This window comes from Phaeobacter sp. G2 (assembly GCA_025163595.1).
In the GTDB taxonomy this organism is placed as follows: Bacteria; Pseudomonadota; Alphaproteobacteria; order Rhodobacterales; family Rhodobacteraceae; genus Pseudophaeobacter.
Genome location: CP104101.1, coordinates 154,196 through 174,064, shown reverse-complemented (window position 1 = coordinate 174,064; position 19,869 = coordinate 154,196). Strand labels below are relative to the sequence as shown.

The following is a 19,869-nucleotide window of genomic DNA, read 5'->3' as shown; positions in this document are numbered from 1 at the left end:
CAGGACAAGAATAGAACCATGGCACTCAGCATCTCACGAGCGAGCATCGAGCGTCCTGTGGCGGTCTGGCTCACCATCATCTTTTGTCTCCTCGGCGGCTATTGGGGGCTGAACACGGTCGGTCGCCTTGAAGACCCGAGCTTCACGCTCAAAACGGCGCTCATCTTCGTACCGTATCCCGGCGCCACGGCTCTGGAGGTTGAAGAGGAGGTCGCCGACGTCGTCGAAAATGCGCTGCAGCAAATGAAGCAGCTCGACCGGGTGGAATCGAAGTCGATGCCGGGCATGGCGCAGATCACCGTCGAGATCGAGATGACCTATGGCCCGGACGAGATCCCGCAGGTTTGGGACGAAATGCGCCGCCGCATCAGCGACGTGGAGGGGGACCTTCCCGCAGGGGCGCTACCGCCCATCATCAATGACGATTTCGGCGACGTCTATGGCATGTTCTATGCGGTAACGACCGAAGGTCTGAGCCCATCGGAGCAGAGGGATTTGGCCACGACGCTCCGGCTCGGACTGGTCACTGTCGATGGCGTCGCCAAGGTCGAGGTTCAGGGCCTCTCCGAAGAGGTAATTACCATCTCGATCCCGTCTGCACGCCTCGAGATGCTGGGCCTTCCGCCGACCCAGATCCTGGGCATTCTCGCAGACGAAAACCAGGTGTTCACCAACGGCGAGATCACCGAGGGCCCTGCCCGGATCGGCCTATCGGTTCCGCCGGGCTATATTAGCCCCGAAGGGATAGAGGAGCTGCGGCTGGGCACGGCCGGAAATGTCGGCCAGATCGCTGTCAGCGACATCGCCAGCGTGACCCGCGAGGCGGCCGAACAGCCTAGCCAGATCATCCGGCAGAACGGCACGGCGGCATTTACCTTTGGCGTTTCCGCGTTGACGGACCAAAACGTGGTCGAAGTCGGTCAGGCGGTTTCAGCACGGCTTCAACGGCTCAAGTTGGGGCTTCCTGAAGGTGTCGAGATCATTCCGATCTACGAGCAGCATGTCGTGGTGGACGAATCCGTTTCAAGCTTTCTCGTCAGCCTCGGACAGTCGGTCGCGATCGTGGTCGGTGCGCTGATGCTGACCATGGGTTGGCGCGCAGGCCTCGTGGTGGGCGCGACCCTCGGGCTCACCGTTTTCTCTACACTGTTCTTCATGTCAGTGTTCGGGATACAGATGGAGCGGATCAGCCTGGGCGCCCTGATCATCGCGATGGGGATGCTGGTCGACAACGCCATCGTCATCACAGAAGGGATGGTGATCGGCATGGCGCGAGGAAAAAGCGCAGAAGACGCTGCTGCCGAGACCGAAAGCGCCACGTCAATCCCCTTGCTGGGGGCGACCGTTATCGGGATCATGGCGTTTTCCGGTATCGGGCTGTCGCCTGACGCCACGGGCGAGTTTCTGTTTTCGCTTTTCGCGGTGATCGCCATCTCGCTGCTAACAAGCTGGGTCCTGGCAGTCACGGTGACGCCGTATCTCGGCAAGCTGCTGCTCAAGACCCCCAAAAACATTTCGGATAATCCCTACAAGGGCGTGTTCTACGCGACATATCGCGGGATTTTGTGGATGGCGCTGCGCGTCCGCATCCCGGTTGTTCTGACGATCATTGGCATCACCGTTTGGTCCGTTATGGCTTTCGGACAGGTCAAGCAGGCCTTCTTCCCCGCCTCGAACACGCCGATTTTCTACGTTGAGTTCCAGATGCCGCAGGGAACCGATATCAACACGACCGACGAAGAGATGCAGCGGCTCGAGCGGATTCTCATGGATGAGGATGCCGTAACCGGGGTAACGGCCCTCGTCGGGCGCGGGGCAAGCCGATTCATGCTGACATACAACCCCGAGCAGGCGGATGCCAGCTATGGCCAACTCATCGTCCGGGTTGCGGACGCCGCGACGATCGCGACGATCGCGACGATCGCGAGCAGACTTAACCAGGACTTGCCCGCCGAATTCCCCCACGCTCTGATCCGTGTCGAAGAGATCGTGTTCGGACCGCCCTCCGGTGCCGATGTTGCAGTTCGTTTTTCGGGACCCGATCCGGTCATCCTGCGCCAGCTCGCGGATGATGCGATGAGGATTTACGAGGAGGCAGGAACCATCACCAATCCGCGCACCAATTGGCGGCAGCGTGAGATCCTCGTCGAACCCATCGTCGATGAGGCACGAATGCGGCTGGCTGGCGCAACGCGTGGAGCGATCGCGGATACCATCCGCTATGGAACGTCCGGACTGCGCGTTGGCGACCTACGCGAGGACGACGTGTTGATTCCAATCCATCTCCGGCTTCCCGAGAGCGAACGCGACGGAGTTGACCGCCTTCGTGACCTATCGGTGTGGTCCGATGGGGCAGGGTCCTATGTACCCATGGCCAACCTTGTCGAAAGGTTCGACCCCCGTCTTGTCGAGGCACTCATTCACCGGCGCGACCGGGAGCGGACGATCACCGCTCTCGGCGGTGCCCGCAGCGATCTCACCGCGGATGAGGCCTTCCGAAGCGTCCGCACCGAGATCGAATCCATCCCGCTTCCCGACGGTTATGCAATGGAATGGGGTGGCGAATTCGAAAGTGCGCAGATGGCTCAGGAGTCGCTTGGCAAGCAGCTTCCCCTAGGCTTCCTGGTCATGTTGACGATTTCGATTTTGATGTTCAACAAAGTCCGCCAACCGCTGATCCTGTGGCTCGTGGTGCCAATGTCCGTGACGGGCATGGTCCTGGGGTTGCTGTTCACCGGTCTGCCCTTCACATTTACGGCCCTGCTCGGCTTCCTGTCGCTTTCGGGAATGTTGATGAAGAACGCAATCGTTCTCATCGAAGAGATCGACTTTCTACGTGCACAGGGTGTGCCCGATTACAAGGCGGTGATCGACGGCTCAGTCAGCCGTCTTCGCCCTGTGGTGCTCGCCGCCGGCACGACGATCTTTGGCATGATTCCGCTTCTGCCCGATGCGTTTTTTGCCTCGATGGCGGTGACGATCATGGGCGGCCTCGCCTTTGCTTCGGTCCTGACGCTCGTCGCGGTTCCGGTGCTCTATGCGCTTCTGTTCCGGATACGGCCACCGAAACGGGACGCACAGTCGGACGGCCTAGCGGCGACCGCCTGACGCAACGATCCTCCCCAAAAATAGGATTTCGAGCCAATTTGAGGATAGCGGGATGGCCCAGAAAAAACAAAACCGGAGAGAATCGTCGCGAAGCTCCGGGAGTCCGACGATCCCAGGGCGGCTCGTGCGGAGTTTCGAAGTAGAGTCCATGGTCCAAACGGCGCAATTCAATAGCGCTCGTTGGATAACTGAAGCGTTTCGACTTTAGATTGATACATGGCTTATCGTTTCTCGCACTCAACCGAAGGGAGCAGAAAGAGACCAAATTATTCAATCTTAGATCGAAGCGCTGTAGCGTACTATTTTGCACTCTGCGGCATCAGACCCCCATTTCGCAATCTCAAGTCTTGAGGTTTGCCGTCCAGGAGGCTACTATTCTAACAAATGTTAGATTACTGGCGGCGAGAACGAATGCCTGGACCCCTTGATCACCTGAAAATCATCGAACTTGGCCACGTAATTGCCGGACCTTTTTCGGCAGCCTTGCTCTCGGATTTCGGTGCAGATGTCATCAAGATCGAGGCACCCAACCGAACGGATATGATGCGCGACCTCGGGCCCAAGGCAGAGGATGGAGCGGGCGTTTGGTGGAAGACGCTGGGCCGCAACAAGAAGATTCTGAGCCTAGACTGGAAGTCCGGCGAAGGCCGGGACATCCTGCGCAAATTGGTTGAAGGTGCCGATGTTCTTATCGAAAATTTCCGGCCGGGCGTGCTTGAACGTGCTGGTATCGGGCCGGAAACCCTTCATGAGTGGAACCCAGATCTGATTGTTCTGCGCGTTTCGGGTTACGGACAGGAAGGTCCGATGCGGGACGTACCTGCGTTTGGTCGTGCGGCAGAAGCCATGAGTGGTTTAGCACATCTGACCGGTTTCCCTGACGGGCCGCCGATGCACCCCGGATTTCCGGCGGCCGACAGCACGACAGGCCTGATGGGCGCATTGGGAATCATGATTGCGCTGTTTGCCCGCGAAAAGGGGATAGTACGGGGTCAGGTTGTCGATCTTGCGGTGTTCGAAGCGCTGCTTCGATTGATGGACTATCCTGTTCCCGCAATGACAGGTGCGAACCATTCACCGCGGCGCAACGGGCTGCGCCAGCCGATGGACTTTGCGCCGGGGGGCATGTTCCGCACGTCCGATGGGGTTTGGCTGACCGTCTCGGCAGGTAGCGCGGAAACTGCGCAACGCCTGATGCGCGCGGTCGGAGGGGACTCTTTGGCCGATGACCCGCGGTTCGAGACACTCGGCGAGATGTCGCAGCACATGGCGGTGGTCTTTGACGCGATCAATGATTTCGTCACGCAGCACACCGCTGAAGAAGTTGCGGCTGTATTCGCACGACATGATGCGGTTGCCTCTCGGGTGTTGAGCGTCGAGGAGATCACGACCAATGAGCAGATACGCCATCGCGGGGACATCGTATCGGTCGAGGGCGAGCAGACCCAGGTCATCGGTCCGATCCCGCATCTAAGCGCGACGCCCGGTGAACTTCGCTGGCTGGGACGACCGCCCGGCGCAGACAGCCGAAGTATTCTAAGCGATCTTGGTTTTGACGATGAGCAAATCTCTGCCCTTTGTGAGGCAGGACTCGTGAGACTGGAAGGCAAGGGGACGCCATGACATTTAGAATGACCACCGACCAACAGGAAATCCGCGACCAGATTCTGCGGATTTGTGCACAATTCGACGATGACTACTGGCTGGACCGGGATCGCAACGGTGGTTTTCCCCATGATTTGCACAGGGCAATGGCCGATGGCGGCTGGCTTGGCATCGCCATGCCTGAAGCGGTCGGCGGCGCCGGCCTGGGGATCACTGAAGCGACGATCATGATGCAGGCGATTGCTGAGTCAGGGGCTGGCGCGAGCGGGGCCTCGGCCATCCACATGAACATTTTCGGGCTCAACCCGGTGGTGAAGTTCGGGACCGATGAACAGCGCGCGCGCATGCTGAGCCCCCTGATCGCAGGTGATGAAAAGGCTTGTTTCGGCGTCACCGAACCGACGACGGGGCTGGATACCACAAAGCTGAAGACCATGGCGGTGCGACAGGGAGACAGGTATGTCGTGCATGGTCAGAAGGTCTGGATTTCGACCGCGCAGGTTGCCCACAAGATGCTGCTTCTGGCCAGAACAACGCGGCTTGAGGATGTGACTAACCCGACCGAAGGGCTGAGCCTGTTCTATACCGATCTCAACCGTAATTTCGTTGATGTGCGAGAGATCGAAAAGATGGGGCGCAAGGCTGTCGATTCGAACGAGGTCTTCATCGACGGGTTGCCGATACCTGCCGAAGACCTGATCGGAGAAGAGGGCAAAGGGTTTCGGCAAATTCTGCATGGGCTGAATCCAGAACGCATCCTTGTGGCGGGCGAATGCATCGGCATCGCACGCAACGCTCTGACCCGCGCGGCGCAATATGCCAATGAACGAGTGGTTTTCGACCGGCCCATCGGTCAGAATCAGGGCGTTCAGCATCCGCTCGCTCAGGCTTGGGCGCGGGTGGAATCGGCCAATCTCATGGTGATGCACGCCGCCGCCCTTTACGATTCGGGGGAGCCCTGCGGCATCGAGGCGAACGCAGCCAAGCTATTGGCCGCCGACGCCGCGGTTGAGGCGACCGAGGCCGCACAGATCACCTTTGGCGGATTCGGTTACGCAAAGGAATATCACGTGGAGCGTCTGGTCAGAGAAGCGCTCTTGTTCCGCATTGTACCTGTGACGCCGCAGATGTTGTTATCATTCATTGCTGAAAAAGCGCTAGGACTTCCAAAGTCTTACTGACCGCGAGACACGGATTGGGATAGCGCGTATTCCCTACTTGATTATTTTTCTAACGTCCGTTAGATTATCAGACAAAGCCCCGCAATAGGGGAAAAGGGAGGAGGCGTCATGAGTGAGACGCAGTTCGGGTCTTCGCGAGAAGACCTGTCAAAACGCACAACCGTTTACGCACATGATTTGTTCGCGGGCAAAACCGTCGTTGTAACCGGCGCAGGCGGAGGTTTGGGGCTGGCGATTGCGGCTCTGTTCGCCAGGCTGGGCGCCAATCTGGCGATCAATGGACGCAACGAGGAAAAGCTGGCCTCGGCCAAAGAGTACCTCGAGAGTTTTGGGGGCAGAGTTTTCGCCGTGCCCATGACCATCCGTGACCCTGAACAGGTCGAGGATTTTGTCGCTAAGACGAATCAGGAATTCGGCTCCATAGACGTTCTGGTGAACAATGCGGGGGGGCAGTTTCCACAGGCTGCGCTGGATTTTTCCCCGAAAGGCTGGACCGCCGTCATTGACACCAACCTCAACGGAACCTGGTGGATGATGCAATCCACGACGCGCCACTGGGTTGAGAACAAGCAACCGGGTTCCATCGTAAATATCGTGGCGGATATCTGGCGCGGGATGCCTGGCATCGCTCATACCTGTGCAGCTCGGGCGGGGGTGATTTACCTGTCCAAATCGGTGGCGGTGGAGTGGGCGCCGCATGATATCCGCGTGAACTGCGTGGCACCGGGTTGCTGCGAAAGCAACGGTTTCGGGAACTACCCTCCAGAGGGTGCCGCAACTTTCCAGGATTCCAATCCGATGCGGCACGCCGGGGACGAATGGGATGTCGCTGAAGGTGTTGTCTATATGGCGGCCAACTCAGGAAAGTTTGTTACCGGTGAAGTTCTGAACATCGACGGTGGGCAGCAATTGTGGGGGGACCCATGGCCAACGGGTCGACCGGACCATTTCCTGATTTCCTGATGAAAGCCATGAACCTTAATGGGGACAATAAGATCCAGATGACAACGAAGAATAAAATAGCAGTTGGTACCGATGGCGGGGCGCTTCTGGAGTGCAACGGGGTCGAACGACGGTTTGGCGGCATCGTTGCTGTCACCGGAGTTGATCTCGTCATTCGGCAAGGTGAAATCTTTGGGCTTGTCGGACCGAATGGTAGCGGCAAGACAACGCTAACGAACGCAATTACCGGGTTTTATCCGCCAAACGTAGGCACTGTCCGGCTGGCGGGAAAAGACATCACGGGCACAGCGCCTCATAAGGTTGCCAAGCTCGGGGTTGCGCGGACGTTCCAGAATCTTGCCCTTTTCAACGGGATGAGCGTTCTGGACAACATCCTGCTCGGGCGGCACATCCACATGAAACCGGGCGTCTTACGCACGGCGCTTTATTGGTGGGCGGCGCGGCATGAAGAGATCGAGAACCGTAAGATCGTCGAGGAGGTGATCGAGTTTCTACAGCTTGAAAGCATCCGACATGAGTTGGTCGATGGTCTTCCGATCGGGCTGAAAAAACGGGTCGAACTTGCGCGGGCATTGGTGGCCGAGCCGCAAATGTTGATACTCGATGAGCCGATGGCAGGCATGAATCAGGAAGAGAAGGGGTATATGTCCCGCTTCATTCTGGATGCCCGTGCCGAACGCGGCGTCAGCGTTCTGCTGATCGAGCATCATATGGATGTCATCACCGGCATCTGTGATCGGATGCTGGCGCTTAATTATGGCGAAATGATCGCCAGCGGCATCCCGAAGGACGTTGTAAAAGACCCGCGGGTCATCGAGGCATATATCGGAGGGTCGCATGACTGATTTGACGCAAAAACAGTCTTCGGGCGGCGATACGATTGGTGCACTGCTGGCGCAAAACGCGTCGCGCCACGGAAAGGATATCGCGCTTCGCGAAAAGGAACGCGGGATCTGGAAAGAAACCACTTGGGCGGAATACGCCGAAGAGGTGCTTGCCTGCGCGGCCGGACTTGAAAAAATCGGCGTAAAGCCGGGCAAGGCAGTACTTATTCTGGGCGATAACCGTGCACGGTTGTACGGCGGCATGCTGGCTGTTTCGTTGCTGGGCGCCTATGCAATGCCTGCCTATCCGGGCGCGACAATCGAAGAACTTCGGCACTTTCTTGGCGAAGTCGAAATCGTCGCGGCCATCGCCGAAGATCAGGAGCAGGTAGACAAGATCCTGGAACTGAAGGACGCGGGCGCCGAGGGTATCGACCACATCATTTATGATGAAGCGCGAGGCCTCGGATTCTATGAGGTTGAAGGGCTGATGTCCTGGGATCACCTGATCGAAGTCGGTCAGCACGATCTTAATGAAACCCCGGGCTTGCGCGAAGATCTCTTTGGTCGGGCAAAGCCCGGCGATCCGGCCATTTTCATGCATTCGTCAGGGACCACGGGAAAACCGAAAGGTATCGTTCTGAGTCAAAAGAACGTTCTTGCTGCGGCCAGGAACGGGCATGCAGCGGGTGCATTCGACGACAATGAGGAAATCCTCGCCTATCTGCCGATGGCCTGGGTGGGCGACTTCGCCATTACCGTCGCGGCGGCGCTGCTCTGCCGGTTCACCGTGAACGTGCCTGAACGTCAGGAAACCGTCGTTCGCGACATGCGCGAAATCGCTCCGACATTCTATCTGGCGGCGCCGAGAAGCTGGGACCAGATGCTGACGACGATCCAAGTGGGTATCGAGAACTCGACCCCGGTCAAAAAATGGCTGTACCATTTCTTCATGGACCGGGCGATTGCCGCCGAGACACGCAAGCTGAATGGCATTAGCGGCGGTGCACTAGAGCCTTTGGGCCGACTTTTGGGCGAGGCGATCGTTTTTGGTCCGATCAAGGACCAGTTCGGGATGAGTCGTCTGAAGAACGCGTTCACTGGCGGCGAAGCAATCGGCGAAGACACGTTTGTTTTCTACCGAGCCCTGGGAATCAAATTGCGCCAACTCTACGGCCAGACCGAAAATAGCGCGATCAATGCGATTCAGTCTCCGGGCGAGGTGCGCCTCCATACCGTTGGCAAACCCGCGCCTGGCGTCGAGGTGAAAATTGCCGAAGACGGAGAGATCCTGGTGCGTTCGGACAGCGTGTTTGAGGGGTACTTCAACAAACCCGAAGCGACCGCCGAAGCGCTTGAGGACGGGTGGCTGCATACCGGCGATGCCGGTTATCTGGAGAATGACGGACACCTGGTTGTTCTGGGCCGTGTCTCCGAGGTCATGCATACAGCCGGAGGCGAGCGTTATGTGCCAAACTACATTGAGAACCGGTTGAAGTTCAGCCCCTATATCAAGGATGCGGCTGTTATCGGTGCCGGCCTGGATGAATTGACCGCCATGGTCTGCGTGGATTTCGAGGCAGTGGGACACTGGGCCGAAGTGAACGGCGTGCCTTATGTGTCCTATTCCGATTTGTCGCAACGTGACGAGGTCGCGGCGCTGCTGCACGGGGCATTCGAACGGGTAAATAAGGCCGTCACAGAGCCGTTGCGCCTGCAACGCTTTGTCAGCCTGCCGAAGGAATTCGACCCGGACGATGGTGAGATCACGCGGACCCGAAAACTGCGACGCAAGGTTGTACAGGAACGCTATGCCGACGTGATCGCGGCGCTCTACGACGGTTCAAAAGATGTCCACGTAAGCGCGCAGGTGACTTACGAGACAGGGGAAATAGGGAAGGTCGAAAGAAGCCTTCCCATCAGGGAGGTATAAATGGATTGGGTCTTTCTATCTGAACTTGCGATCAATGGAGCCTTGACGGGTCTCTTGTATTCGCTCTTCGCTATCGGCCTCGTGCTGATCTACAAAGCGTCCTCGGTGCCCAATCTGTCGCAGGGTGGGCTGACAATGGTCGGGGCCTATGTGGTTCTTGCCCTTTCACATGACGCGGGTCTGCCGCTGTGGCTGGCCATTCCGCTTGCTGCGGTGATCATGTTCGGCCTGGGATTTGGCATTGAGCGTGTTGCCCTGCGCCGTCTCGCGGGCCGTCCGGTCGTCATGATCCTGATGCTGACACTTGGCCTGGACATCTTCCTGCGGGGGACAACACTTGCAATCTGGGGTGGGACATCCCGTTCGGTTGATTTGGGGGTCAGCTATGAACCGCTGTTCCTGGGCGACATCTTCGTCAGCCGCATCCATCTTGTCGGTGCCGGTGTTGCGCTCGCACTCTTTGTCGCCTTCATGCTGTTCTTCCGAACCCGGACCGGGATCAAGTTGCGGGCGATCGCGGATGATTACATGGCTTCGTGGTCGGTCGGCATTTCGGTTGAGCGCGGCGTAGGGTTGTCCTGGGCACTGGCATCAGTTGTTGCCGTCGCCGCAGGCGTCATCTGGGGCGAGATTCAGGGTGTCGATCAGGCGCTGTCGCTGTTGCTTCTGAAGGGTCTGACGGTGGCCGTTCTTGGTGGACTCGACAGTATCCTCGGCGCAGTGATCGCGGGCATCATTCTGGGCGTCGTCGAAAACGTTGGTGCCGATCTTCTGGATCCGCTTGTCGGAGGCGGAAGCCGCGAGCTTATCGTCGCCGCCGTGCTCATTCTTACGGTCATGATCCGTCCGCACGGGCTGTTCGGCCGTCACGACATCGAAAGGGTCTAAGGGATGTTTTATAGACTTTCCGGCGTCCATCACGCCAACTATGTATCCGATAGTCGTATCTTCAAGGTACCTGCTGACCGGAACCTGGCTGTATTCATCTTCCTGATTGGACTTGCCGCGCCATTCATCATACCGTCGCTCTACCTGAACAGTTACATGCTTCCGTGGCTGATCTGGACGGCCGCCGCCCTTGGACTTAACCTGGTGACAGGTTGGGCTGGCCAACTTCACTTGGGCTATGCTGCGGTCATGGCCGTCGGGGCGTATTCGGCGATCCACGCGGCGCGTTTCGGCGTGCCATGGGAATTCGCCCTGATCATTGGCGGGTTGACGTCATCTGTGATCGGCAGCCTGTTCGCCTTTGCCGCATTGCGGGTCAAGGGTCTCTATCTCGCACTCACGACTCTTGCGATGCAATTCGTGATGGACTGGGTTCTGACCCACTCGCCGGCGATTTCAGGGGGCTCGCACGCATCGCTCCAGTCACCAACTTTGGCGTTTCTTGGGCAGGATATTACCTCTGATACCGGTTTTTACTATGTCGCCTTCGGATGGTGTGTGTTGGTGACGATCTTCATGCTGAATCTCAAACGCACTGGGCTTGGTCGTGCCCTGGTCGCGGTACGCGAAAAAGACTTTGCTGCCGCGATCCTGGGTGTGAACAGTTTCTATTACAAGATCCTAGCCTTCGCGACTTCGTCTTTCATCGCGGGCGTCAGTGGTGCTTTGCTTGTCGCCACCTTCTTCTTTCTTGCCGCGCCGGAGCAGTTTTCGGTCACCGTATCTATCCAGGTTCTTGCGATGGTGATCGTTGGCGGCCTCGGCAGCGTAATCGGATCCTATTTCGGTGTTGCTCTGATCCTTCTTGTCCCCGGTTTGGTGAACGGTCTCGTCGTCACGGTGAGCGAGGGGCTTGGTATGCAGATCAATGTTGAAACGCTCGCTCACATCCCGAATGCGGTCTATGGCGCACTGATCGTCATTATCCTTCTGATCGAACCGCTCGGTTTGGGAAAACTCTACGGCAACATCAGAGACTATCTGATGGTCTGGCCCTTCGATCAGTTCAAGAAATAAGGGAAATGCCGATGCAAGAAAAAGTTGAAGCCGAGCACATTCTGTCCATGAACAGTGTCGAGGTGCTGTACGACAATGTAATGCTGGCGATCAAAGGTGTTTCGGTCAAGGTGCCAAAAGGCGAGATGATCGCGCTCTTGGGCTCGAACGGCGCGGGCAAAAGCACCACGTTGAAAGCGATCAGCGGTCTTCTGAAGGCAGAGCGCGGACGCATCAGCCGAGGTGAAATAACCTTCCAGGGAACAGAAATAACCGAAGTGCTCGCGCAAAACCGCGTCGGGATGGGTATCTGTCACGTCATCGAAGGGCGGCGGGTCTTTGAACACCTGACCCCCGACGAGAACCTGACCGCTGCTGCGCCGCGCGGAATGTCCCGATCGGCGCTGAATGCGGAAAAAGAAAAGATTTACGACTATTTCCCACGACTTGCCGAACGCCGCAATTCGCAAGCAGGCTATTTGTCTGGTGGCGAGCAACAGATGCTGGCCATCGGCAGGGCGCTGGTGACGCAGCCGAAACTGTTGATGCTCGACGAACCAAGTCTCGGCCTTGCCCCGTTCCTGGTCGAGGAAATCTTCGGCATCCTGCAAAAGATCAATCAGGAGGAGGGCGTATCCGTCCTGCTGGTGGAGCAGAACGCGCTGGCCGCTCTGGAGATTGTTTCGCAAGGGTATCTGATTGAGAACGGCCGCGTTGTCATGCACGGCACGGCCGAGGCGCTCAAATCCAACTCCGACATTCAGGAATTTTATCTAGGCGGCGGAGAGACCGACTTTCACAACGTCAAGCACTACAGCCGACGCAAACGTTGGTTGAGTTGAGGTACTAATCAGAAGTTGTTCAGGGAGGAACAAATGAAGAAATTTACCAAAGCGTTGGCTGTACTATCCATGTTCGGAGGAGCAGTGTTCAGCACCCAGGCGCTGGCCGAGCCATTCAAGATCGGCATCTGCTACGACCTCAGCAAAGCCTATACCTTTGCCACGCCGCAGGTTTCGCAGGCCGCGATGGACCTTGCCAAGCTCATCAACATGAAGGGCGGCATCGGTGGCGAACCGGTCGAAGTCATCGTGCGTGACCACGGGAACGAACCGCAGCGCGGAATCGAGTGCTACTCGAAACTCAGCCGCGAGGGCGTCTTTGTTTTCGATACCCTGTCCACTCCGGTGTCTCTGGCTATCCTGCCGCGGGCCATGGAAGACGGGCGTATCCTGATGCAGTCTCTTGTCGGGCGCGGCGATGCCGTTGATGGCACCGTCTTCGATTGGGTCTATCCGATCGGGCCGACCTATTGGGGACAGGCCGCCAACGATGTCGCCTACATCAAGCAATTGCATGACGGCGATCTGTCAGATGTGAAGGTCGGGTTTGTTTACTTCGATTATCCCTTCGGGCAGGAGCCGATCGAGATCCTGGAAACCCTGTCCGAGAAAGAGGGTTTCGAGCTTGAACTGTACCCCGTGCCACTGCCTGGCAGCGACCAGGCCGGCGTGTGGTCGAAGGTGCGCCGCGACAAGCCCGATCATGTGATCGTCTGGATGCTGGGCGGTGCCCATGTGGTTGCCTCGAAAGAGATGAAGCGCAATCGCATTCCGATGGACAAATACATCTCGGTCAACTGGCTGAACGAAGTCGATATCGCCAACATCGGTAAAGAGGCCGCCAAAGGTATCAAGCGCGGGACCAATGTCGTGGGCGGTCAGGATATTGCCCTGTATCAGGAAATCATGGCCGAGCTTTATGACAAGGGCGAGGGATCCGGCCCGATCGAGAAGACGCAGGACGTTTTCTACAACACCGGGCTGGCCATGTATTCGATCATGTTCGAAGCCGCGCGCAAGGCGGCGGAAGCCGAGGGGCTGCCGATCACTCCGACATCCTACAAGGCCGGACTGGAGTCGCTTGAGGGCTATGACGCGAACGGGCTGATGGCCCCCGTTACGGTGACGGCCGAAGATCATGGCGGCGGGGGCAAGACCCGTATCGAAATGTGGGACGGAGAGACTTGGGTGCCGCAAACCGACTGGATCTCTGCGTACACGGACGTTGTGTGGGGTGTGGTTAAAGAGAGTTCCGCGAAATACGAGCAGTGAAAGACTGGTAGCAGGAAGGGCGACGCTACGCGGGGCGGCAGCGGCGTTTACAAAGCGGTATCACCGCCCCAAACCAAACCAACGGGAGAGAGAAAACATGAAAGTCAAACAGCACATTAAGGCAGTGGTACTTGCTACTGCGCTGGCAGCAAGCGCGACTGTTGCCTCAGCGCAGGACAAGGAGCCGATCCGCTTCGGACTCTGCTTCGACCTCAGTAAATCCTACACGTTCATTTCGCCGCAGGTGGCCCAGGCCGCGCAGGACCTGGCGATGTACACCAACGAAAATGGCGGTATCGAAGGGCATCCGGTTGAAGTCATCATTCGCGATCACGGCAACGAACCGCAGCGCGGTGTGGAATGCTACGAGCAGCTCAAGCGCGAAGGCGTTTTCCTTTTCAATTTTCTGTCCACGCCGGTCACGAACGCGGTTCTGCCGCGTGCGATGAAGGACGGCAACGTGTTGATGCAGTCCTTTGTTGGCCGCGGTGACGCGGTGGACGGCGAAGTGTTCGAATGGGTTTTCCCGGTCGGTCCGACGTACTGGCAGCAGGCGGCAAATGACGTTGCCTTCATCAAGGGTCAGATGGGCGGTGACTTGAGCAAGGCGAAGATCGGGTTCATCTATCTGGATTATCCCTTTGGCCAGGAACCGATCGAGATCCTGAAAACGCTTTCCGAAAAGGAAGGGTTCGAACTGGAGCTGTATCCCGTGCCGCTTCCCGGGTCGGATCAGGCCGGCGCATGGAGCAAAATCCGCCGCGACAAGCCTGACTACGTGATCAGCTGGCTGCTGGCGGGCGGGCATGTGGTCGCCTCGAAGGAAATGCGCCGCAACCGTTTCCCGATCGACCGCTATCTGTCGGTGAACTGGCTGAACGAAGTTGATATCGCCAATATTGGCGCACAAGAGGCGAAAGGCATCCTGCGCGGGACCAACGTGGCCGGTGGCCAGGAAGTTCCGATCGTCAAGACGATGCTGGACACCTACTATGCCAATGGCAAGGGCAGCGGTCCCGAGAGCCTGGTGCGCGACGTGTACTACAACACGGGCATGGCGATCTACTCGGCCGGTTTCGAAGCCGCGCGGATCGCAATTACTGAAAACGGTTGGCCGATCACACCGGAAAGCATGAAGAATGCCTATGAATCGATCGAGGACTTCGATGGAAACGGCATCATGGCCCCGGTTACAGTGACCGACAAAGACCACGGTGGTGGCGGCAAGACTCGGGTCGAACAGTGGAATGGCGAAACCTGGGTTCCGCTGACCGACTGGAGCGCCGACTATCTCGACGTTGTTTGGGATGTCATCAAGCACAGCTCCGCGACGTTCACCGTCGAATAAGACAGAGCTTCCCCGCGGCAGACATGTCGCGGGGAAGCTTTCCGCAGTTAGATTGTCCCGAGAAAGCGAAGCAGGTATCATGAGCCCCATTGACGTGAAGATCGAAGACGGAATTGCGACCGTCTGTATCAACCGGCCCGAACGTAAAAACGCGCTTTCCGTGGCGGCGACGAACGGGCTGACCGATGCTTGGGAAAAGATCGAGGCGGATGACAGCGTTCGTGTGGCCATTCTGACTTCTGCCGATTGCGGCGTTTTCAGCGCCGGACTGGATCTGAAGGAAGCCACACAAATCGCACGCGACGAGGGTGTCGATATTCTGACCAAGATGCGCGACCCGTTTCACGAGACCATGCGCGCCTGCAAGAAACCGATCATCGCGGCGATGACAGGGTCGCTGATGGCGGGCGGCATGATGCTGACCTTGAATTGCGATCTGCGGGTCGGTCTCAAGGGGACCAAGGTCGGTATCACCGAAGTAAAGATCGGTCGTGGATCGCCTTGGGCATCGCCAGCATTGTCCATGCTGCCGCAGCCCATCCTTATGGAAATAGTTCTGACCGGCGACTTGATGCCGATCGAGCGCCTGCACGAATACGGGTTCACCAACTATATCGAAGACACTCCCGATGCTGTCCGCGCACGGGCCTTCGACCTTGCCAAACGCATTGCCAGCGCGGCCCCGCTGTCGGTTGTTGCCGCGAAAGGCAGTGTTCGCGCAACCATGGATCTGGGCTGTGCCGGTGGCCTGAAAGAGGGCAAGCGCCTGCACGAGGTGGTTTACGCCAGCAACGACGCGATTGAAGGCCCAAAGGCCTTTGCTGAAAAGCGAGCACCCGTCTGGACCGGGACCTGATGGAGACTTGAATGACTGAGCTTATTCGCCTGGACAGGGATGGCCCTGTCGGAATCCTGCGGTTTCTTCAGCCGACAAAACGCAACCCTTACAGCATCGGGTTCGTCGAAGAACTGGTGGCGCTTCTGCGCGAAGCCGAACGGGACGCTACGATCCGTGTCGTTGTCATGACCGGCGGCGATCATTTCAGCAGCGGCGGCGATCTTGTCGGGTTTCAGTCCGAGATCGCCAAAGGCGCGCGGGCGACGTCGGAAATGGTGGACCTGGTTCACGATGGCGGACGCGCGGCCTATCTGTTTCGCAAACCTCTGATTTCCGCGGTATGCGGCGTGGCTTTTGGCGCGGGCCTCAGCCTGGCCTTGTCGGCGGATATTGTCGTTGCCGCCGAAGATGCCCGGCTGTGCGAAGTATTTGCACGCGTCGGCGGTTGTCCCGACACGGGATCAAGCTGGCTGCTTCAGCAGCGCGCCGGTGCGGGCGTTGCCCGGATGCTTGTGCTCACGGGCCGTGAAATCGACGGGCGCACCGCCAGGGACCTGCGCGTTGTCGAAGAATGCGTGCCGGCCAACCAGGTCGAGGTACGGGCGCTGGAAATTGCCCGCGAGATTGCAACGCACCCGATGTTTGGCGTTCAGACCGCCAAGCGTGTGATGCGCGCCGCAGCCGAGTGCAGCTATCTCGAGGCGCTGGATATCGAGCGCGATGCCCAAAGCGTTTTGCTGTGCGCGCATGACTTTCCCGAGGCCATGAAAGCGTTTTCGGAAAAAAGAACTCCAGAATTCAAAGACCGTTAGCTCGGTTGAAACCTTATCGCAAAACTCAAGGAGACCACGCCAATGAAGGTACTCGTGCCTGTGAAGCGCGTGATCGACTACAACGTGAAGGTTCGTGTCAAAGCGGACGGAAGCGGTGTCGATCTGGCCAACGTTAAGATGTCGATGAACCCTTTCGACGAAATCGCCGTCGAAGAGGCGATTCGCCTGAAAGAGGCCGGCAAGGCCGAAGAAATCGTCGTGGTTTCCATTGGCGTCAAACAGGCGCAGGAAACCCTGCGCACTGCGCTGGCCATGGGTGCGGATCGTGCCATTCTGGTGGTTGCCGCCGATGATGTGCACACCGACATCGAGCCGCTGGCCGTCGCGAAAATCCTGGCCAAGGTGGTCGAGGAAGAGCAGCCCGGTCTGGTTCTGGCGGGCAAACAGGCCATTGACAACGACATGAACGCCACCGGCCAGATGCTGTCGGCGATCCTCGGTTGGAGCCAGGCGACCTTTGCCTCGGAAATGGGCATCGATGGCGACAGTGCCGTCGTGACCCGCGAAGTTGACGGCGGCCTGCAGACCATCAAGGTCAAGATGCCCGCGATCGTCACTGTGGACCTGCGCCTGAACGAGCCGCGCTATGCGTCGCTGCCCAACATCATGAAGGCCAAGAAAAAGCCGCTGGATGAGAAAACCGCCGATGATTACGGCGTTGATGTCACGCCGCGTCTGGAAATCGTCAAAACCTCCGAGCCCGCGGCACGCGCGGCCGGTATCATGGTCGGCTCGGTGGACGAGCTGGTCGCAAAACTCAAAGAAGCGGGGGCTGTGTAATGGCTGTTCTTCTTCTCGCAGAAGTCACCAATGGTGAACTGGCAATCGACGCAACCGCCAAGGCCGTGACCGCGGCCAAGGCCCTGGGCGATGTGACCGTTCTGTGCGCGGGCGCCTCTGCTGCTGCCGCAGGCGACGCCGCCGCCATGATCGACGGTGTGGCTAAGGTTCTGGTCGCCGAAGACGCATCGCTGGGTCACCGCATGGCGGAACCCACCGCCGCGCTGATCGTGTCGCTGGCCGGTGACTATTCGCACATCGTGGCACCCGCCACGACCGACGCCAAGAACGTCATGCCGCGCGTTGCTGCGCTGCTGGACGTGATGGTGATTTCGGACGCCTCTGGCGTTGTCGATGCAGACACGTTCGAACGCCCTATCTATGCCGGCAACGCCGTGCAAACCGTCAAATCTTTGGATACGACCAAGGTCATCACCTTCCGCACCTCGACCTTTGATGCCGCTGGCGAAGGCGGCTCGGCCGCAGTCGAAACCATCGGTGCTGCCGACAACCCCGGCCTGTCCGAATGGGTCGAAGACAAGGTTGCCGCATCGGACCGCCCCGAGCTGACCTCGGCCGGCGTGGTCGTGTCCGGTGGCCGTGGCGTCGGATCTGAAGAGGATTTTGCCCTGATCGAGAAGCTGGCTGACAAGCTGGGCGCCGCCGTTGGGGCTTCGCGCGCTGCTGTCGACTCGGGCTACGCCCCGAACGACTGGCAGGTGGGTCAAACCGGCAAGGTTGTTGCCCCCGAACTGTATGTCGCCGTTGGCATCTCGGGCGCCATCCAACACCTGGCTGGCATGAAGGACTCGAAGATCATCGTCGCGATCAACAAGGACGAAGAAGCACCGATTTTCCAGGTTGCTGACTTCGGCCTGGTCGCCGACCTGTTCGAGGCCGTCCCGGCCCTGACTGACGCACTGTAAATTGCGTCACATCAAATGCGAGAAGGCCCGCCATCCGGCGGGCCTTTTTGTATGCTCATCTTGTTACTAATTGAAAGGGAACCGCTTTTTTGAGGTGCCCATAGACTCTAATTCATATGGCTTCTATGGCTAGGGCAATCCCCTGCCCACCACCGATACACATGGTAATCAGCGCGCGTTTTGCGCCGGTACGCTCCAGCTCGTAGAGCGCTTTGACAAAGATTATGGCCCCCGACGCCCCGATAGGATGTCCGAGAGCAATTGCGCCGCCGTTGGGGTTCACCTTGTTGCCATCCAGACCAAGAGTTTTACTCACGGCCAAAGCCTGAGCCGCGAAGGCTTCGTTTGACTCGATGACGTCGAAATCAGAAATTGTCAGGCCTGTACGTTTCAAAAGTCCTTCGACAGCCGGAATTGGCCCGATTCCCATGATGTCCGGGCGTACTCCTGCAACATGATATCCAAGCAGGCGTGCGCGCGGTTTCAACCCTGCATCTGATGCAGCATCTGCCGTGGCCAGCACAACTGCGGCGGCCCCATCATTGAGACCCGAAGCATTCCCCGCCGTCACGGTGCCATCCTTCTGGAAGGCCGGACGCAGTTTGCCGAGCATTTCAACTGTGCTCGCCTTGGGGTGTTCATCGGTGTCAAAAGAAGCAGTGTTGCGTTTGACCTTGACCTCGACGGGAACGATCTGGGATTTGAAATACCCCTCTTTGAGCGCGTTCAGAGCGCGCTCCTGGCTTTGAAGGGCAAACGCATCCTGAGCTTCGCGCGTGATGTCGTATTCGGCGGCGACGTTTTCCGCTGTTACGCCCATATGCCCGGTGCCAAACGGACAGTTCAACGCGCCGAGCATCATGTCAGTTGCACCCGTGTCACCCATTTTCTGCCCCCAGCGAATGGCTGGCACGATATAGGGCGAGCGGCTCATGCTTTCGCTGCCACCGGCAAGAGCCATTGTTGCATCACCCAGCATCAGCGACTGCGCCGCTGACACAATAGCCTGTAGCCCAGAACCGCAGAGCCGATTGACGTTCATTGCGGGCGCCTTTTCTGGCACGCCAGCGGCAATAGACGCCGCGCGGCTAAGATACATGTCGCGCGGCTCTGTGTTAATAACATGGCCAAAAACAACGTTTCCAACCTGCTTGCCTTCGACACCTGAACGCGCAAGCGCCTCTTTCGCCACTATGCTACCCAGTTCGATCGGAGACGTGCCCGAAAGAGAGCCGCCAAAGGTTCCGATGGCTGTTCGCACACCATCCAATACTACGATATCTTTCATTTTCACTCCGGTTCTTCATTTTTTGCGTCACGCAGGCCGTGTACTGCCCAGTGTCAGCCCGTTACCCTGACCTGCGCGTTCGGTGCCTTGGTGGAACTTGCCTGGGAGTAGGAAGTTGATACCGCGCCAGTTCAGGAAAGCCGTCTCGAGCAAAATAACGCGGCGTTTGCCTTGAGACTGGGCC

Annotated in this window: 16 protein-coding genes; 15 read left to right on the top strand and 1 reads right to left on the bottom strand. The window is 58.3% G+C overall.

Going from position 1 to position 19,869, the window contains the following annotated elements:
* Window positions 1-18 precede the first annotated feature (18 nt).
* The 15 genes from N1037_20465 (at window position 19) to N1037_20395 (ending at window position 18,397) form a co-directional block, all read left to right on the top strand.
* The gene (locus N1037_20465; GenBank protein UWS81477.1) at window positions 19-3,108 is read left to right on the top strand and encodes an efflux RND transporter permease subunit; all 3,090 of its coding nucleotides are present in this window, start codon (window positions 19-21) and stop codon (window positions 3,106-3,108) included.
* Window positions 3,109-3,519: 411 nt separating this feature from the next.
* Window positions 3,520-4,731 (top strand): CoA transferase, encoded by a 1,212-nt coding sequence (locus N1037_20460; GenBank protein ID UWS81476.1) that lies wholly within the window; start codon window positions 3,520-3,522, stop codon window positions 4,729-4,731.
* A complete protein-coding gene (locus N1037_20455) occupies window positions 4,728-5,894 on the top strand; it encodes an acyl-CoA/acyl-ACP dehydrogenase (protein ID UWS81475.1) in 1,167 nt (388 codons plus the stop codon). Before N1037_20460 ends, N1037_20455 begins: the two co-directional genes overlap by 4 nt.
* Before the next feature lie 108 nt (window positions 5,895-6,002).
* Window positions 6,003-6,857 carry an SDR family oxidoreductase gene (locus N1037_20450; protein ID UWS81474.1) on the top strand — a complete coding sequence of 285 codons (855 nt, stop codon included), beginning with the start codon at window positions 6,003-6,005 and terminating at the stop codon, window positions 6,855-6,857.
* A gap of 38 nt (window positions 6,858-6,895) precedes the next feature.
* Window positions 6,896-7,702 (top strand): ABC transporter ATP-binding protein, encoded by an 807-nt coding sequence (locus tag N1037_20445; protein UWS81589.1) that lies wholly within the window; start codon window positions 6,896-6,898, stop codon window positions 7,700-7,702.
* Entirely contained in the window at window positions 7,695-9,614 is a 1,920-nt protein-coding gene (locus tag N1037_20440) for an AMP-binding protein (protein ID UWS81473.1), read from the top strand. The genes N1037_20445 and N1037_20440 overlap by 8 nt, the downstream gene beginning before the upstream one ends.
* Entirely contained in the window at window positions 9,615-10,502 is an 888-nt protein-coding gene (locus N1037_20435; protein UWS81472.1) for a branched-chain amino acid ABC transporter permease, read from the top strand.
* A gap of 3 nt (window positions 10,503-10,505) precedes the next feature.
* Window positions 10,506-11,579: a branched-chain amino acid ABC transporter permease gene (locus N1037_20430; protein ID UWS81471.1), complete on the top strand. Its 1,074-nt coding sequence runs from the start codon at window positions 10,506-10,508 to the stop codon at window positions 11,577-11,579.
* Window positions 11,580-11,590: 11 nt separating this feature from the next.
* Window positions 11,591-12,400: an ABC transporter ATP-binding protein gene (locus N1037_20425; protein UWS81588.1), complete on the top strand. Its 810-nt coding sequence runs from the start codon at window positions 11,591-11,593 to the stop codon at window positions 12,398-12,400.
* Window positions 12,401-12,433: 33 nt separating this feature from the next.
* On the top strand, window positions 12,434-13,672 hold the full coding sequence (locus tag N1037_20420) for an ABC transporter substrate-binding protein (protein UWS81470.1): 1,239 nt from the start codon (window positions 12,434-12,436) through the stop codon (window positions 13,670-13,672).
* A 97-nt stretch (window positions 13,673-13,769) separates the two neighbouring features.
* On the top strand, window positions 13,770-15,020 hold the full coding sequence (locus N1037_20415; protein ID UWS81469.1) for an ABC transporter substrate-binding protein: 1,251 nt from the start codon (window positions 13,770-13,772) through the stop codon (window positions 15,018-15,020).
* A 79-nt stretch (window positions 15,021-15,099) separates the two neighbouring features.
* Entirely contained in the window at window positions 15,100-15,876 is a 777-nt protein-coding gene (locus N1037_20410; protein UWS81468.1) for an enoyl-CoA hydratase-related protein, read from the top strand.
* 11 nt (window positions 15,877-15,887) lie between these two features.
* Window positions 15,888-16,670, top strand: a complete 783-nt coding sequence (locus tag N1037_20405) for an enoyl-CoA hydratase/isomerase family protein (protein ID UWS81467.1) — start codon at window positions 15,888-15,890, stop codon at window positions 16,668-16,670.
* A gap of 42 nt (window positions 16,671-16,712) precedes the next feature.
* Window positions 16,713-17,471, top strand: coding sequence for an electron transfer flavoprotein subunit beta/FixA family protein (locus N1037_20400; protein ID UWS81466.1), 759 nt, complete (start codon window positions 16,713-16,715; stop codon window positions 17,469-17,471).
* A complete protein-coding gene (locus N1037_20395) occupies window positions 17,471-18,397 on the top strand; it encodes an FAD-binding protein (protein UWS81465.1) in 927 nt (308 codons plus the stop codon). The genes N1037_20400 and N1037_20395 overlap by 1 nt, the downstream gene beginning before the upstream one ends.
* A 112-nt stretch (window positions 18,398-18,509) precedes the next feature.
* Here N1037_20395 and N1037_20390 read toward each other — a convergent pair whose 3' ends face one another.
* Window positions 18,510-19,685, bottom strand: a complete 1,176-nt coding sequence (locus tag N1037_20390) for an acetyl-CoA C-acyltransferase family protein (protein UWS81464.1) — start codon at window positions 19,683-19,685, stop codon at window positions 18,510-18,512.
* Between the last annotated feature and the right edge of the window lie 184 nt (window positions 19,686-19,869).